At 67.4% G+C, this 16,755-nt stretch carries 14 protein-coding genes and 1 tRNA gene; 12 read left to right on the top strand and 3 right to left on the bottom strand.

Translation table 11 applies throughout. The features are described from left to right. Positions 1 to 105 precede the first annotated feature (105 nt). The 10 genes from ACFDR9_RS01115 (at position 106) to ACFDR9_RS01070 (ending at position 11,508) form a co-directional block, all read left to right on the top strand. On the top strand, positions 106 to 312 hold the full coding sequence (locus ACFDR9_RS01115) for a hypothetical protein (protein ID WP_409029782.1): 207 nt from the start codon (positions 106 to 108) through the stop codon (positions 310 to 312). Then, positions 309 to 1,526 carry a CobW family GTP-binding protein gene (locus ACFDR9_RS01110; protein ID WP_409029781.1) on the top strand — a complete coding sequence of 406 codons (1,218 nt, stop codon included), beginning with the start codon at positions 309 to 311 and terminating at the stop codon, positions 1,524 to 1,526. The genes ACFDR9_RS01115 and ACFDR9_RS01110 overlap by 4 nt, the downstream gene beginning before the upstream one ends. Then, positions 1,523 to 3,097 (top strand): ABC transporter ATP-binding protein, encoded by a 1,575-nt coding sequence (locus tag ACFDR9_RS01105; protein ID WP_409029780.1) that lies wholly within the window; start codon positions 1,523 to 1,525, stop codon positions 3,095 to 3,097. The genes ACFDR9_RS01110 and ACFDR9_RS01105 overlap by 4 nt, the downstream gene beginning before the upstream one ends. Next, a complete protein-coding gene (locus ACFDR9_RS01100) occupies positions 3,087 to 4,181 on the top strand; it encodes an ABC transporter permease (protein ID WP_409029779.1) in 1,095 nt (364 codons plus the stop codon). Before ACFDR9_RS01105 ends, ACFDR9_RS01100 begins: the two co-directional genes overlap by 11 nt. Continuing rightward, positions 4,166 to 5,098, top strand: a complete 933-nt coding sequence (locus tag ACFDR9_RS01095) for an ABC transporter permease (protein ID WP_409029778.1) — start codon at positions 4,166 to 4,168, stop codon at positions 5,096 to 5,098. The genes ACFDR9_RS01100 and ACFDR9_RS01095 overlap by 16 nt, the downstream gene beginning before the upstream one ends. Positions 5,099 to 5,189: 91 nt before the next feature. After that, complete coding sequence (locus tag ACFDR9_RS01090) at positions 5,190 to 6,299, top strand: BMP family ABC transporter substrate-binding protein (protein WP_026132656.1); 1,110 nt, start codon at positions 5,190 to 5,192, stop codon at positions 6,297 to 6,299. Positions 6,300 to 6,388: 89 nt separating this feature from the next. Next, complete coding sequence (locus ACFDR9_RS01085) at positions 6,389 to 7,807, top strand: amidohydrolase family protein (protein WP_017875720.1); 1,419 nt, start codon at positions 6,389 to 6,391, stop codon at positions 7,805 to 7,807. Positions 7,808 to 8,155: 348 nt separating this feature from the next. Further along, positions 8,156 to 9,070, top strand: coding sequence for an amidohydrolase family protein (locus ACFDR9_RS01080; protein WP_409029777.1), 915 nt, complete (start codon positions 8,156 to 8,158; stop codon positions 9,068 to 9,070). A gap of 46 nt (positions 9,071 to 9,116) precedes the next feature. Continuing rightward, complete coding sequence (locus ACFDR9_RS01075) at positions 9,117 to 10,031, top strand: amidohydrolase family protein (RefSeq protein WP_017875718.1); 915 nt, start codon at positions 9,117 to 9,119, stop codon at positions 10,029 to 10,031. Between the two features lie 94 nt (positions 10,032 to 10,125). After that, entirely contained in the window at positions 10,126 to 11,508 is a 1,383-nt protein-coding gene (locus tag ACFDR9_RS01070) for a UbiD family decarboxylase (protein ID WP_409029776.1), read from the top strand. A gap of 248 nt (positions 11,509 to 11,756) precedes the next feature. Here the strand turns inward: ACFDR9_RS01070 and ACFDR9_RS01065 are convergent, their stop codons facing one another. From ACFDR9_RS01065 to ACFDR9_RS01055, 3 genes are read right to left on the bottom strand one after another with little or no spacing between them, the layout of a single operon-like run. Continuing rightward, positions 11,757 to 14,039, bottom strand: coding sequence for a xanthine dehydrogenase family protein molybdopterin-binding subunit (locus tag ACFDR9_RS01065; RefSeq protein WP_409029775.1), 2,283 nt, complete (start codon positions 14,037 to 14,039; stop codon positions 11,757 to 11,759). After that, positions 14,036 to 14,515 (bottom strand): (2Fe-2S)-binding protein, encoded by a 480-nt coding sequence (locus ACFDR9_RS01060; RefSeq protein WP_409029814.1) that lies wholly within the window; start codon positions 14,513 to 14,515, stop codon positions 14,036 to 14,038. Before ACFDR9_RS01060 ends, ACFDR9_RS01065 begins: the two co-directional genes overlap by 4 nt. Before the next feature lie 5 nt (positions 14,516 to 14,520). Further along, positions 14,521 to 15,396, bottom strand: a complete 876-nt coding sequence (locus tag ACFDR9_RS01055) for a xanthine dehydrogenase family protein subunit M (protein WP_017875714.1) — start codon at positions 15,394 to 15,396, stop codon at positions 14,521 to 14,523. Between the two features lie 156 nt (positions 15,397 to 15,552). Between ACFDR9_RS01055 and ACFDR9_RS01050 the strand changes: the two genes are divergently transcribed. Beyond that, positions 15,553 to 16,449, top strand: a complete 897-nt coding sequence (locus ACFDR9_RS01050; protein ID WP_017875713.1) for a LysR substrate-binding domain-containing protein — start codon at positions 15,553 to 15,555, stop codon at positions 16,447 to 16,449. Between the two features lie 222 nt (positions 16,450 to 16,671). Beyond that, positions 16,672 to 16,746: transfer RNA gene (locus ACFDR9_RS01045), tRNA-Val, on the top strand. Positions 16,747 to 16,755: the final 9 nt, after the last annotated feature.

The raw sequence follows: 16,755 nt of genomic DNA, 5'->3' as shown, positions 1-16,755 counted from the left end.
GTTTCCGGGCGCCATGCCGGGATGCGAGCGGGAAATTGCTCACTGTTACAGCCGTCGTCCGCGGACGCGGACGGCCCGACAGTGACCCTTCTACCAGAGAGCCGCATGCATCACTTGCCTTTTCGCCTTGTTGCGCCGTGCACCTTGCAGGCCGACCCCTTCCGCGCCGATCCCGTGCCGCCGCGCCTGCCGCGCTATACCCTGGCGCGCGGCGCCGATCCGGCCGCTGTCCCGGCCATCGGCGCGAACACCGCCGCGCCCGCCCGCCGGCATTTCCCCAGCCCTGCCACCAACCATTTGGAGACGACATGAACCAGCCCAACAACCAGACCCCGCACCAGCCGCGCAATGCGCACGGCAGCGGCGAGCGCAACGAGCAGAAACAGGTTCCGGTGACGATACTGACCGGTTTTTTGGGCTCGGGCAAGACCACGCTGCTCAACTACATCCTGACCGAGAAGCATGGCCTGCGCATCGCCGTGATTGAAAACGAGTTCGGCGAAATCGACGTCGACTCGGACCTGGTGCTGACGTCCGAGGAAGAGATCTTCCAGATGACCAACGGCTGCATCTGCTGCGTGGTCGACGTGCGTACCGACCTGGTGCGCATCCTGCAAACGCTGCTGGCGCGCAGCGACAAGTTCGACCACATCCTGGTCGAAACCAGCGGCCTGGCCGATCCGACGCCGGTGGCCGCGACCTTTTTCATGGACAACGAGGTGGCGCGCCAAGTCTGCCTCGACGGCGTGGTGACGCTGGTCGACGCGCTGCACATCGACAGCCACCTCAGCGATCCGGCGCTGGCGGGCATGGACAACCAGGCCGTCGACCAGATTGTCGCGGCCGACCGCATCATCATCAACAAGACCGACCTGGTCGACGACGCCGCGCTGCAGCTGCTGGAAAGGCGCATTCGCGGCATCAACCAGGGCGCGCAGATCATGCGCTCCAGCCACGCCCAGGTCGACCTGGGCAAGATCCTGGGCATCGGCGGCTTCGCATCGTCGTCGGTGCTGGCCTGCGATCCGCACTTCATGGATGAGCACGAGCACGTGTGCGACGACGTTTGCGCGCACGAGCACGGCCATGAACACGGGCGCGCCGACGCCGGCGCGCACGGCGCGCGCCGCGACCACGGCCACGCGCACGATCCGTCGGTGCTGTCGGTTTCCTTCACCTTCGGCGCGCCGTTCAACAAGCAAGGCCTCGACGCCTACCTGGCGCAACTGCTGGCCGAACGCGGCGACGACCTGTTCCGCCTGAAGGGCATTTTGTCCATCGCCGGGGAAGGGCGGCGCTACGTGTTGCAGGCGGTTCACCGGGTGCTGGAGTTGCGCGCCGCCGACGCCTGGGACGGCGCCGCCGCGCGCTCCAGCAAGCTGGTGTTCATCGGCCGCAACCTCGACAGGGCCGGCCTGGACGCCGGCTTGCGCGCCTGTATCGAGACCCCGGCGCCGCGCGCCATCCTGGGCTTGCCGGGCGCCGCGCGCGCAACCGCCGCCGTGGCGACGGAGGCCGGCGCATGAACGACATCAACAATACGCCGCGGCTGGCGCTGCGCGGCATCCGCAAGGTCTATCCGTCGGTGGTGGCCAACGACGGCATCGACCTGCGCGTGATGCCGGGCGAAATCCACGCGGTGCTGGGCGAGAACGGCGCCGGCAAATCAACGCTGATGAAAATAATTTACGGCGTCACCCGGCAGAGCTCCGGCGAGATGATCTGGGAAGACCGCCCGGTGCAGGTGAGCAGCCCGGCGCATGCGCGCAGCCTGGGCATTGGCATGGTGTTCCAGCATTTTTCGCTGTTCGACACCTTGACGGTGGTGGAAAACGTCGCGCTGTCGCTGCCGGGCCGGCCCGACCTGGCCGACCTGGCGCGGCGGGTCGAGACGGTGTCGGCGCGCTACGGCCTGCCGGTCGACCCGCGCCGGCTCGCGCACGGCCTGTCGGTCGGCGAGCGCCAGCGGGTCGAGATTATTCGTTGCCTGCTGCAAAACCCGAAGCTGCTGATCATGGACGAGCCGACCTCGGTACTGACGCCGCAGGCGGTGCGCAAGCTGTTCGACACGCTGCGCCAGCTCGCCGCCGAAGGTTGCAGCATCCTCTACATCAGCCACAAGCTCGATGAAATCAAGGAACTGTGCCACAAGGCCACGGTACTGCGCGCCGGCAAGGTCAGCGGCGCCTGCGTGCCGGCGCAGGAAACGCTGCGCTCGATGGCGCGCTTGATGATCGGCAAGGACCTGCCGCAATGCAACCGCGGCGCGGCCGCCGCCACCGGCCAGGCGCGCCTGTGCGTGGACGCCTTGTCGCTGGCGTCGCTCGAACCCTTCGGCGTCGACCTGCGGGAGATCGGCCTGCAGGTGCGGGCCGGCGAAATCGTCGGCATCGCCGGCGTCTCCGGCAACGGCCAGCAGGAGCTGTTGTGCGCGCTGTCGGGCGAAACCCCGCTGCGGCGGGACGCGGCGGTGCAGGTGTGCGGCGTGGCCGCCGGGCGCATGACGCCGGACCGGCGCCGCCTGCTGGGCCTGTGCTTCGTGCCGGAAGAACGGCTCGGCCGCGGCGCCGTGCCGCGCATGTCGCTGGCGCAGAACGCGCTGCTGACGGCGCACGGCAGCGGCTTGCTGCGCCACGGGCTGATCCGCTTCAAGGCGACGCGCGACTTCGCCGAACGCTGCATCGCCCGCTTCAACGTCAAGTGCGGCGGCGCCGACGCGCAGGCCCGCTCGCTGTCGGGCGGCAACCTGCAAAAGTTCATCGTCGGGCGCGAAATCATGCAGCAGCCCAAGCTGTTGATCATCGCCCAGCCGACCTGGGGCGTGGACGTCGGCGCCGCCGCCTTCATCCGCCAGTCGCTGCTGGACCTGCGCAACGCCGGCGCGGCGGTGCTGGTGATCTCGGAGGAACTCGACGAGTTGTTTGAAATCAGCGACCGCATCGCCGTCATCGCCGGCGGACGGCTGTCGCCGGCCACGCCGACGCATCTGACCAACGCCGAGGAAGTCGGGCTGCGCATGAGCGGCGTGTGGGACGGCGCGAGCGCGGGCGGCGCCGACAAGGGCGCTTGCGCCAGGGGGAGTGAATATGTCGCTTAAACTTGAAGCGCGGCCGGCGCCGTCGCCGCGCATGCGCGCGCTGTCGCCGTTGATCGCGGTGGCGTTGACGCTGCTGGCCAGCCTGTTCCTGTTCGCCGCCCTCGGCAAGGACCCGGTCCTGGGGTTCAAGGTGTTCTTCATCAATCCGCTGCGCGACCTGTATGCGCTGTCCGAATTGTTGTTGAAGGCGACGCCGCTGATGCTGATCGGCATTGGCCTGGCCGTCGGTTACCGCGCCAACGTGTGGAACATCGGCGCCGAGGGCCAGTTCATCCTCGGCGCGATTGCCGCCACCGGCGTCGCGCTGTATTTCCGGCAGGCCGGCGGCGCCTGGCTGCTGGCGGCGATGGTGTTGGCGGGCGCGCTGGGCGGCGCCGCGTGGGCGGCGATCCCGGCGCTGCTGCGCAGCCGTTTCCGCGCCAACGAAATCTTGGTGACGCTGATGCTGGTGTATATCGCCCAGTTGCTGGCCTCTTGGCTGGTGCACGGACCGTGGAAAAACCCCGAGGGCTTCAATTTTCCGCAAACCCGGCTGTTCCCCGACGCGGCCATGTTGCCGCTGCTCATAGAGGGCAGCCGCCTGAACGCGGCGTTCCTGATGGCGCTGGCCGCGCTCGGGGTCGGCTACATCTTCCTCGAACGCAGCTTCCACGGCTACCAGATGCGGGTTGCCGGCGAGGCCGACGCGGCGGCGCGCTACGCCGGCTATTCGAGCCGGCGCACCGTCTGGATCGGCCTGCTGGCCGGCGGCGCCGCGGCCGGCGTCGCCGGCATGGCGGAGGTGGCCGGGCCGATGGGCCAGCTGACCGAGTCCATCTCCAGCGGCTACGGCTTCGCGGCGATCATCGTCGCCTTCGTCGGGCGCCTGCACCCGCTCGGCATCTGTCTGGCCAGCCTGCTGATGGCGCTGCTGTTCCTCGGCGGCGAACAGGCCCAGCAGTTCATCAACCTGCCGTCGTCGATCTCCAAGGTATTCCAGGGCATGTTGCTGTTCTTCCTGCTCGGGGCCGACTTGTTCATCGGCTACCGTCTGCGTCTCGATCGCAACGCCACACTTGGAAAGTTGATATGGAAAACCACCTGATCACCTCGATGTTGGCCGCCGCCATCGTCGCCGGCACGCCCCTGATCCTGGTCGCCATGGGCGAACTCGTCACCGAAAAGGCCGGCGTGCTGAACCTGGGCGCCGAGGGCATGATGTCGATCGGCGCGGTAGCGGCGTTCGCGGCCGCCTTCTCCGGCGCCAGCCCGCCGCTGGCGGTGCTGGCCGGCGTCGCGGCGGCCAGCGCGCTGTCGCTGCTGTTCGGTTTCCTGACCTTGACGATGCTGGCCAACCAGGTCGCCTCCGGCCTGGCGCTGGCGATCTTCGGCGTCGGCCTGGCCGCCTTCATCGGCAAGCCCTACGAGTCGGCGCCGTTGCCGCTGGTGGCGCCGCTGCGCATTCCCATCCTGGCCGATATTCCGGTACTGGGGGCGGCGTGCTTCAACCAGCAATCGATGGTGTATGTTTCCTGGCTGCTGGTGGCGGCGGTGCTGTGGTTCCTGTACCGCAGCCGCTGGGGCCTGGTGCTGCGCGCGGTCGGCGAATCGCCGGCGTCGGCCCACGCGGTCGGCTACCGGGTGATCGCGCTGCGCTACGCCGCCGTCGCCTTCGGCGGCGCCACGGCCGGCATGGGCGGCGCCTTCATGTCGGTGTATTACACGCCGTTGTGGGCCGAGGGCATGGTGGCCGGCCGCGGCTGGATCGCGCTGGCGCTGGTGGTGTTCGCCACCTGGCGCCCGCTGCGGGTGGTCCTGGGCGCCTACCTGTTCGGCGGCGTGATGATCGCCCAGCTATTCGTGCAAGGCTCCGGCCTGAAGCTCGACGTGCCGTCGCAACTGCTGTCGGCGCTGCCCTATATCGCCACCATCGTCGTGCTGGTGCTGATTTCGCGCAACGCCCACACCATCCGGCTGCATTCGCCGGCGTCGCTGGGCCAGCCGTTCCGGCCGGACGCCTGAGGTCCGCCCGCGGACCGCTCGCTTGCTGTGTTTCCCGCTTCACCCCGCGTCATCCGTTGGTTGTTCAACTATCAAAAATAGGAGTCTCAACATGTCACACGATTTTCGCCGTACGCACCTGAACAAGACCGCGCGCTTGCTGGCCGGCCTGGCCGCGCTGCTGGGCTTTGCCATGGCCGGCAAGGGCCAGGCGGCCGAGCCGCTCAAGACGTGCTTTCTGTACTCGAATCCGATCGGCGAGAGCGGCTGGACTTACCAGCACGAGCTGGCGCGGCGCGAACTGGCGGCGGCCTACGGCGACAAGATCAGCACCAAATACGTCGAGAACGTGGCCGAGGGGCCGGACGCCGAGCGGGTCATCCGCAATTTCGTCCAGGAAGGCTGCAAGCTGATCTTTACTCCGTCGTTCGGCTTCATGGAGCCGACCCTGAAGGTGGCGCGCCAGGCGCCGCGGGTGATTTTCATGAACGCCAGCGGCTATAAGACCGCGCCCAACGTCGGCGCCTACAACGGCCGCTATTACGAAGGGCGCTATCTGGAGGGGGTGCTGGCGGGCCATGTCAGCAAGAAAGGCGTGGTTGGCTATGTCGGCGCCTTCCCGATCCCCGAGGTGTTGCAGGGCTTGAACGCGTTTACCCTGGGCCTGCGCAGCGTCAATCCGAACGCCCAGGTCAAGCTGATCTGGGTCAACGCCTGGTACGACCCGGGCAAGGAACGCGACGCCGCCAACACCCTCGCCACGCTCGGCGTCGACGTGCTGGCCTACGCCACCTCCGGCGTCGCGGTGGTGACCGCGGCCGAGGAAAAGGGCATCCCCACGCTGGGCTATTACTCGGACATGTCGAAGTTCGGCCCGAAGACCAGCCAGACTTCGGTGCTGCAAACCTGGGGCGGTTATTACATCAAGGTGGTCGACGACGTGTTGGCCGGGCGCTGGAAGTCGGCCAGCGTGGTGGGCGGATTGCGCGAGGGGATGATCAAGATGGCGCCGTTGAACGGCGCGCTGGCGCCCGAGTTGCGGGAGAAGTTCGCCGCCGTCGAGCGCGACATCGTCGAGGGCCGGCTGTTTCCGTTTGCCGGACCGATCTACGACCAGAGCGGCAAGCAGCGCGTGGCCGCCGGCAAGGTGATGGGCAACGCCGATTTGGACAACATGAATTACCTGGTCACCGGCATCGACGGCAGCGTGCCGAAGCGATGACGGCTGCGCTGCGGGGCCGGCGCGCGCGGCCACTGGCGCGCGCCGGCGGCGCCCGCAATCCGATTGAATTTGTATAGGGTAACTAGGACATGGCAAACAATATCTTGATCAAGAACGCCCACAGCGTCCTGACCGGCTTGCGCGGCGACGCCGCGCGCAGCCCGGCAAGCGATGTGCGCGTCGCCGACGGCGTCATCACGCAGATGGGCAAGGCCTTGCCGGCGTTGCCGGGCGAACGCGTGCTCGACGCGCGCGATTGCGTGATCTACCCGGGCTGGGTGAACACGCACCACCATTTGTTCCAATCGTTGTTGAAAGGCGTGCCGGCAGGTATCAACCTGACGCTCAGCCCGTGGTTGCAGGCGGTGCCGTTCAGCTACCGGCGCATGTTCAACGAGGAACGGCTGCGGCTGGCGGCGCGCATCGGCATTGTCGAGCTGATGCTGTCGGGCTGCACCACGATCGCCGACCACCACTATCTGTATTACCCGGGCATGTCTTACGACGCCTCGGCGGCGCTGTTTGACGAGGCCGACAAGCTTGGCGCGCGTTTCATGCTGCAACGCGGCGGCGCCACCGTCGCGCGCAAGCTCGAGGCGAACGACAGGCATTCGCTGGAGCCGGAAACGCTGGACGGCATGCTGGCGGGCGTCGAACGCACCGCGGCGCGCTTCCACCAGCGCGGGCCGCGGCCGCGCACGCGGGTGTCGATGGCGCCGACCACCGCCAACGTCTCGGTGCGCCGGGAGGAGCTGACCTTGATCGCCCGCGCCGCCCGCGGCATGGACATTCCCCTGCACACGCACATGTCGGAGAGCGTCGCCGTCATTGAACATTGCCGCTCCGCCTACGGCTGTCTGCCGATCGAGTATCTGGCCGAGCACGAATGGCTAGGCCCGGACGTCTCGCTGGCCCACCTGACCCACCTGAGCGACGGCGAGCTGCGACTGCTGGGCAGCTCCGGCACCGGCATGGCGCACTGTCCGCAAAGCAACGCGCGCCTGGCCGACGGCGTGGCGCGCGCGCCGGACCTCGACTTGCTGGGAGGGGCGGTCTCGATCGGGGTCGACGGCGCCGCCTCGAACGAGGCCGCCGACATGCTCAGCGAGGTGCATTTCTGCTGGCTGATGCACCGCGCCCACGCCGGCGCCGCGACCCGCCCCAAGCTTGAAGGCGGGGGCGAGGCCGGCGCCGACCGGGTCTCGGTCGAGCAAGTGGTGCGCTGGGCCACGGCCGGGGGCGCGCGCGTGCTCGGCTTCGACGGCGTTGGCACGCTGGAGGTCGGCCAGGCCGCCGACCTGGCTGTGTACGACCTCGACACGCCGCGCTACTTCGGCCTGCACGACATGGCCATCGGCCCGGTGGTCTGCGCCGGCCGGCCGCGCCTGCGCTGGCTGCTGGTGGACGGGCGCGTGGTGGTCGAGGAAGACGCCATACCGGGCCTGGACATGGCGCGCTTGCGGGCCGAGGCCAACGCCGACGTGCTGCGCCTGATGCGCGCGGCGTGAGGCGGCCCGGCGCGGCGCCTTGGCGACGCCGGGCCATTCATTGCGTTTCCGATATATTGATTTCCTTGTTTATTGCCGATTGACACGGTGATTCGCCAGTCGGTATAAATAGCGGTAGCAGTAGCAGTAGCAGTAGCAGTAGCGGTGTTAAGTGGGTAGAAGCGTTCAGTTGATACGCGGCCGCGCAAGCGCCACGGTTCGACAGGAGATTGCTCACTGGCGGAGGGTTCGTCAGTGGCAGCTCGTCTGTTTTTCAGAGCGCCCCTGACAGTCCTTCGGAAAGTAGAGCGTGCATCTCGGTTTGAGGCGCGCGTCATCCCAACCTGAAGTATTGTGAGGAGCACCCCCATGATTGTCGACACCAGTTGTTATCCCACCAACCTGGTCGATCTCGCTTGGCGCCACGACGGCGAACCGTTCACCGGCGAACGCCTGATCCAGATGATGGACGGCCCGTACATGGTCAACGGCAAGCCGCGCCGGATCGACAAGGCCTTCATCCAGCCGCCGCAAGGTAACACCATCTACACCTGGACCGACGGCGAGCTGACCGGGCGCGAGTCGATCGACGCCTACATGGCCTACACCGTCGAGATGGTGAAGACCTACCCGGACCGCCTGATCGGCTGCTTCGTCTACAATCCGCGCTGCGGCGTGGAGAACGGCGTCGAGGCGATCGAGTATTACGCCAAGGAACTCGGCTTCAAGATGGTCCAGTTCCAGGCCAATATGCACGCCTACCGGCCCGACCGGGCGCTCGACTGGCTGCGTCCGGCGTTGAAAAAATGCGCCGAGCTGGGCCTGCTGGTCAAGCTGCACACCGGCGACGGCCCGTACAGTATTCCGACCGAATGGGTGCCGATGATCAAGGAATTCCCTTCCGTCAATTTCATCATGGCCCACTTCGGCGTGCAGACCGGCGGCGTGTATTGCTTCGAGCCGTTCCAGATGGCGATGGACTTGCCCAACGTGTATTGCGAGTCGAGCTGGTGCCTGCAGTCGCGCATCGTCGAATTTTCCAAGGTCCTGCCGACGCACAAGATCCTGTTCGGTTCCGACACGCCGCCGAACGAGCCGGGCATGTGGTTGCGCCTGCTCGAAGTGCTGTGCTTCGAACCGCCGCAGGGCCTGAACCTGGACGAGGACACGCTGGAGGATTACCTGGGCAACAACCTGGCCCGGATGGTCGGCCTGACGCCGAGCCCGCCGCCGCGCTCGCTCGACGAGGCCCGGGCGCGCCTGGGCGAGAGCAACCAGCGCTAGCGCGCCGCCTATTCCTTGATTTGATCCATCCGATTTGGAGTTTCACATGATTATCGATACCCATCTGCACCCAACCAACCTGGTCGACGAAGCGTGGCGCCACACCGGCGAACCGTTCAACGGCGAGCGCATGCTCAAAATGATGGACGGCCCCTACATGATCAACGGCAAACCGCGCCGCATCGACATGGGCTTCATCCAGCCGCCGCCGGGCAACACCGGCTACCGCGACGGCAACCGCCGCGGCCGCGACGGCATCCGCGACTATATGGCCTACATCGCCGAGCTGTGCCAGAAATATCCCGACCGCTTCATCGGCAACTTCACCTTCAACCCGCGCTGGGGCCCGGAGGAGGGCGCGCTGGAACTCGAATTCCACATCAAGGAATACGGTTTCAAGATGCTCAAGCTGCACGCCAACATGCACGGCTACCGGCCGGACCGCGCGCTGGACTGGCTGCGCCCGGCGATGAAGGTTTGCGCCAAGTACAACATCGTCGTGCTGATCCACACCGGCGACGGCCCGTACACGATCCCGACGCAGTTCTACCCGATCATCCGCGAGTTTCCGATGGTGAACTTCATCATCGGCCACTTCGGCATCCAGACCGGCGGCAACTACTCGTTCGAAGCGTTCTGGATGGCGATGGACACGCCGAACGTGGTATGCGAGTCGGGTTGGTGCTTCCAGTCGCGCATCGTCGAGTTTGCCAAGCAACTGCCGCGCAGCAAGATCGTTTTCGGTACCGATACGCCGCCGAACGAGCCGGGCATGTGGTTGCGCGAACTCGAAGTGCTGTGCTCGCCCGCGCCGCAGGGCATGGGCCTCGACGAGGATGGCCTGGAAGACTATATGGGCAACAATATCGCGCGCCTGGTGGGCATCAAGACCACGCCGCCGCCGCGCGACCTGGAGGACGCGCAGGCCCGCCTGAGCGACACCTACGCGGGTGTGAAGTAGGGCGGCGCAAGCGTCGTAGAGCAAGAGCGGCGGCGCGCGGGCTGGTCCCGGGCGCCGCCGCACCCCAGCGGAAAGAACCCGAAAGAGAGCCGATATGACTTCGATCCAGGCGCCAGCCCAGCAAGACTTTCACGAATTTTTAGCCAGCTACCGCGACCGCTACCCGGACGACGTGCTGACGGTGCGCGAGGAAATCAGCGCCAACCAGGACGCCACCGCGCTGGTGTGGCAGCTGGCCGCGGGCGGCCGCCATCCGATGCTGGTGTGCGAGCGGGTGCGCGACCTCGGCGCCAGGCTGGTCACCAACGTGTTCGCCTCGCGCCAACGGGTCGCGCGCATGCTCGGCGTCGAGCCGGCGCAGATCCACGCCGAATACCAGGCGCGCGCGCGCCGCCTGCTGCCGCCGCGGCTGGTCGCCAGCGGCGCGCTGCTCGACCGCGTCGAGGACAGCGGCATCGACCTGCGCACGCTGCCGATTATCCAGCACTTCGGCTCGGATCGCGGGCCGTACATTACCAACGCCATCATCGTCGCCGAACACCCGGACAGCGGCGCCGGCAATATGAGTTACCACCGCTCGATGCTGCATTCGTCGACCGAGATCGCCACCAGCCTGCATTCGCGCGGGCATTTGTGGCGCCTGCTGCAGATCGCCATCGAGCGGCGCCGGCCGATGCCGGTGGCGATGGTGATCGGCGCCCATCCGCTGTTCATGCTGGCCGGCGCGGCGCGGCTGCCGTTCGGCGTCGACGAGCGCCACGTCGCCGGCGGCCTGTTCGGCGCGCCGCTGGAGGTGGTGCGCACGCCGAAATACGGCATCGCGGTGCCGGCCTCGGCCGAGTTCGTGCTGGAGGGCGTGATCGACCCCGAGGCGCGGGTCGAGGAGGGGCCGTTCGGCGAGTTCACCGGCTATTCGTCCGACCGCTCCACCAACAACCTGCTGCGGGTGGAGTCGGTGCTGCGCCGGCGCGACGCGATCCTGGTCGACGTCGTTGGCGGCAATTCGGCCGAGCACTTGAACCTGGGCCGGATTCCGCGCGAGTCCGAAATGGTCGAAAAACTGCGCGAGCGCTTCCCCGGCGTGACGGCGGTGCATTATCCGAGTTCGGGCACGCACTTCCACGCCTACGTCGCGGTGCGGCAAACGCGCGCCGGCGAGGCGCGCCAGATCATGCTCGGCCTGCTGGGCTGGGACCCGTACCTGAAAACGGTGGTGGCGGTCGACGCCGACGTCGACATCACGCGCGACGAGGAAGTGCTGTGGGCGCTGGCGACGCATTTGCAACCGCACCGCGACGTCGTCATCGTCGACGGCTTGCCGGGCAGCGCGCTGGACCCGTCGGCGTCGGGGGTCGGCACCACCTCGCGCATGGGCCTGGACGCCACGCGCGGCCCCGACTTCGACGGCGTGCGCGCGACGCTGGACCACGACGCCATGGCGCGCGCCGCGCAAATCCTGGCGCGCGTGCACGCCTAGCCAGGCGGCGCCGACCGCCCTTGCTCCCCGGCCAGGTCGACGGTCAGCGCCAACAGTTGACGTTTTCAAGACGGCTCAGGTACCTGGCTTTTGTAGCCGTTGCGGGCGAAATCCGCTTCCGCATGTTGTACGATAAGCGGAATATGAGGTCGCTGTACGTAACAACGGCTCACTCGGGCGCTATCAGGGCGTTAACCGGACGGCAACGCGCGCCGTCTGGTCCGCAAAAAATTTTCCCGGCAACGCCGCTAGACCGTCGGCGTACCGGCTTGCCGCGCCAGCGCCTGCAACACCTGCTCCGGTTTGATCGGATAGTGGCGAAAGCGCACGCCGATGGCGTCGTACACGGCGTTGGCGATGGCCGGCCCGATGGCCACGATCGGGTCTTCACCGACGCCCTTGGCGCCGAACGGCCCGCCCGGATCGGGCGCGGTTTCCAGAATCACCGTGTGGATAGGCGGCATGTCCATCGACAGCGGCATCTTGTAGTCGACGAAGTTGGCGTTGAGCGAGCGCCCGGTGCGCAGGTCGATCTGGTAATCCTCGTACAGCGTGTGGCCGATGCCTTGCTGAATGCCGCCCTCGATCTGGCCGGCGGCGCCGACCGGATGGATCACCTTGCCGATTTCATGCACCGGAATGACCTGGCTGACGGTGATGTAACCGGTTTCAATGTCGACCTGGACCTCGACGTAGTGGGCCGCGAACGAATACGACTTGGTCGGGTGGTAGGTGGCGGTGCCGACCAGCTGCGCGGCCGGAACGCCCTTGCGCGCCATCACCGCCTGGCACACCGTCATGCCGCGCATGCCGTCGCCGCGCACGGTGATGGCGCCCTGGCCCAGTTCCAGTTCCTCCGGCGCGACGTCGAGCTGCCGCGCCGCGCGCGCCAGCAGTTGCCGCTTGACCTCGGCCGCCGCCATCTGCGCGGCGCGCCCGCCCATATAGGTGGTGTGGCTGGCGAACGCGCCTATGTCCCACGGCACCACGTCGGTGTCGCCGTGCACCACCGAGACGTCGTCGAACGCCACGCCCAGCTCCTCGGCGACGATCTGCGCCAGCGCCGTGTGGGCGCCGGTGCCCAGGCCGGCGGTGCCGGTGAGCAGCACCACGGTGCCGTCCTCGTTCATTTTGACGATGGCGTTGCCTTGCTCCTGGATGCCGGGATAGGCGCTGCTGCCGTGCATTTCGCAGCCCAAGCCCCAGCCGCTGCGCAGCGCTCCGGTTGGCGGGCGCGCCTGTCGGCGTCGCGCGTCCCAGCCGCTGAGCTCGCGGCCCCGCTTGATGCAGTCCTCCAGCCCGTGGCCGATCAGCGCGTGGTTGGACGGCGCGATATCGCCCTCGCGCACCGCGTTCTTCAGTTTCAGCTCGACCGGGTCGATGCCCAGCCTGGCGGCCGCCTCGTCCATCTGGATGTCGAGCGCGTAGTAGGTTTGCACCACGCCGTAGCCGCGGAAGGCGCCGGCGATCGGGCTGTTGGTGTAGACGCAGCGCCCCTCCAGCTGGATGTGCTCGCAGCGGTACAGCGACAGCAGCGCCGAGGTGCCGACGATGGTCACGCCCGGCCCGTGCGAGCCGTACGCGCCGGAGTTGAACACCACGCGGGCCTGGCGCGCCGTCAGCGTGCCGTCCTTGCGGAAACCCTGCTTGAGCCAAATCTTGGCCGGGTGGCGCGAGCGGCCGCCAACGAAGGTTTCCTCGCGGCTGTATTCCATGCGCACCGGCCGCCGGGTTTCCCTGGCCAGCAGCGCGCACAGGAATTCGTGCTGGAACAGGTCCTGTTTGGCGCCGAAGCCGCCACCCATATGGTCGACCAGCACCCGCACCTTGTGCAGCGGCAGCCCCAGCACCTCGGCCATGATGCCGCGCACCATGAAAGCGGTCTGGGTCGAGATCCACACCGTCAGGTTGCCGTTGCCGTCCCAGCGGCAGGCGCAGACGTTCGGTTCCATATAGGCCGGCGTCGGCCGCCCACCCTCGTACTCGCCCTCGATGATGAGGTCGGCCTCGGCGAAGCCGCGCGCCACGTCGCCGCGGCTGAACGCGACCGGGGCCAGCACCAGGTTGCCGCCGGGGCCGGTTTGGTGGATAGTCGGCGCGTCGGGCAGTTGCGCCGCCTCGACCGTGAACACGGCGGGCAGCTCCTCGTAGTCGACCTCGATCAGCGCCAGCGCCAACTCGGCGATCTCCTCCGTCACGGCGGCCACGGCCGCGATGCCTTCGCCCCAGTAACGCACCTTGTCGTCGAGGATGTACTGGTCGCAGGTGACGGACGCCGAGCGCGGATGCGGTGAGCCGGCGTGCAACACGCGCGGCACGTTGGCATGCGTGAGCACCGCCTTCACGCCGGGCAGCGCCAGCGCTTTGCTGGTGTCGATGCGCTTGATGTTGGCGTGCGCCACCGTGCTGCGCTTGATCTTGCCGTAGAGCAGGCCGGGCAGGTCGATGTCGCCGGCGTAGCGCGCCTCGCCGGTGACCTTGCCCAGCAAATCGGTGCGTGTGACACTCTTGCCGATGATGGCGTGGTTCATGCGTTCTCCCGCTGCAGGATTTGTTGCGCCGCCGTCAGGGCGATCGCCTCGATGATCTTGGTGTAGCCGGTGCAGCGGCAGATGTTGCCGGCGATGGCGAAACGGATCTCCGCCACGCTCGGCGCCGGGTTGTCGTCGAGCAGCGCCTTGGCCATGACGATGATGCCGGGCGTGCAAAAGCCGCACTGGGCCGCGCCGCACCGCATGAAGTTCTCTTGCAGCCGGTGCAGTTGCTGGTGCGAGCTTTGGATGCCCTCGATGGTGACGACGTCGCAGCCGTCGACCTCGGCGGCCAATACCAGGCAGGCGTTGACCGGCTTGCCGTCGAGGAGGACGGTGCAGGAGCCGCACTCGCCGACGTCGCAGCCTTTCTTGGTGCCGGTCAGGCCGGCTTCGGTGCGCAGCGCGTCGAGCAGGCTGCGGTGGGTCTCGACGGCGAGCTCGCGCGCCTCGCCGTTGACGGTGACGGCAATCATGCGTTTCATTGGGTGTTCTCCCGTGCTTGTTGGAGTGCTTGTTCCAGGGCGCGGCGGGTCAGCACGCCGACCATCTGGCGGCGGTAGTCGGCGCTGGCGCGCACGTCGCTGATCGGGCGCGCCGCCGCCATCGCTTGCGCGGCCGCCGCGGCGACCAGGGCGGCGTCGACGCGCTGGCCGAGCAGCAAGGTTTCCGCCCGCCTGGCGCGCAGCGGCGTGGCCGCGACCGCGCCCAGCACGATGCGCACCGCGCTGCAGACGCCGCCTTCCAGCGTCAGCGTCACCGCCACGCCGACGGTGGCTAATTCCATCGCGATACGCCGGCCGTGTTTGATATACACCTTGCCGGTGTGCGGCGGCGGCGCCGGGACCGTAACGTGGGTGGCGATTTCATCGAATCCCAGCACGGTCTTGCCGGCGCCGGTGAAGAAATCCTCCAGCGCCACCGTGCGCGCGCCGTCCGGTCCGTGGATGCCCAGGACGGCGGCGTCGGCGATCAGCGGCGGCAGCGTGTCCGCCGACGGCGAGGCGCGGCAGACGTTGCCGACCACGGTGGCGCGGTTACGCACCTGGACCGAGGCGAAGTCGGTGCTGGCGCGGCACAGGCCGGCGTAGTGACGGCGCGCCACGGCCGAGGTCTCGACGGCGCGCGTGGTGACCAGCGCGCCGATGCGCAGCCCGTCCGGCGCGGCGTATTCCAGCCCGTGCATGGCGGCGATCTTTTTGATGTTGATCACCTGCGCCGGATGCCGCAAATGCTCCTTCATCTGCACCAGCAAGTCGGTGCCGCCGGCCAGCACGCTGGCGCTGCCTTGGTTACTGCGCAGCAAGGCGACGGCCTCGTCGAGCGTGGTCGGCTCAAAATAGTCAAAATTTCTCATCGTTCTTCCTTGTCGAAACGGCGGACGGCAGCGGGGCTGTCGGGGCGGCCCGGCATCCATCGCCGCGGCAAGGTGATAATGTCGCTTTCCCAACCATCAGTAAATGACTACAATCATATTTATTGATCGTAAAAGGCGATGAATCCGATGGCTAATATGAACGTCTCGCTGCGCCAGTTGCGCGCCTTTATCGCCGTCGCCACCGAGCAGCATTTCACGCGCGCGGCCGACAAGCTTGAGTTGTCGCAGTCGTCGGTGAGCACGCTGGTCAACGAGTTGGAGGCCAACCTGGGCCTGCGCCTGTTCGACCGCCACACGCGCTTGCTGCGCATCACGCAGGCCGGCGCCGACCTCTTGCCACTGATAAAAAAGGCGGTGTCCGACATCGACAGCGTCATCTTCAATTCAAGCGAATTGAAGGCGCTGGGGCGGGGCAGGGTGTCGATCGCGGCGTCGTCGGTGCAGGCGGCGTTGATGTTGCCGCGCTTCATCAAGCAGTTTTCCATCGAGTACCCGGGCGTGACGGTGGAGTTGCACGACGTCGCCGAGCACGAGGTGGCCAAGATGGTGCGCTCCGGCGAGGTCGACTTCGGCATCGGCACCGAGGCCGACAGCAAGCTCGACCTGTCGGCGCACCTGCTGTCGGCCGACCCCTTCGTCGTCGTCATGCGCGCCGACCACGCGCTGGCCGAACGGCGCCAAGTGCGCTGGCGCGACGTCGCCGACCTGCCCTTGATCGGTCCGCGCCAGGGCAATCCGATCCGGGAGCGGCTCGACAGCGCGCTGGCCGGCGAGGGCATCGTGTTGACCCGGCTGCACGAGGTATACCTGCCGCTAACGATGGTCGGCATGGTCGAGGCCGGCTTGGGCGTCGCGATCATGAGTACCGCTGTGACGCGGCTGGCGACGGCGCTGGGCCTGGTCACGCGGGCGTTGAGCGAACCGGTGATCAAGCGCGAGGTGTCGCTGCTGTGCCACGCCGACCGCTCGCTGTCGCCGACCGCCCAGCGTTTCCGCGACGCGCTGGTGCGCAAGCGCTTCGACATGGAGTGATCACGCACTCGTGAGTTATCGGTCGCGGTCAATCGACTGCGCCGCGTATACCATCCGAGCCTAGCGCCCGCCGCGGCCGCTGCTGTTCGTTTTGCCCAGCGCGCTGGCGGCGGCGCTGGTGTCGCGTTATGTGGCCGAGCCGGCCAATCTGGCGCTGCGGAATTATTTCTTCGCCGGCGGGGGTGACGTTTCCGCCGCGATGTGTCATAATGCGGCCGCTTCGGGAGGTTAGCTCAGGGGTAGAGCACTGCATTCACACTGCAGGGGTCGCAAGTTCGAAACTTGCACTTCCCACCAAAGAATACC

This window comes from Janthinobacterium sp. CG_23.3 (genome assembly GCF_046115965.1).
In the GTDB taxonomy this organism is placed as follows: domain Bacteria; phylum Pseudomonadota; class Gammaproteobacteria; order Burkholderiales; family Burkholderiaceae_D; genus Janthinobacterium.
The sequence above is the reverse complement of the archived record's forward strand: the minus strand, read 5'-3'. Positions and strand labels throughout refer to the sequence as shown.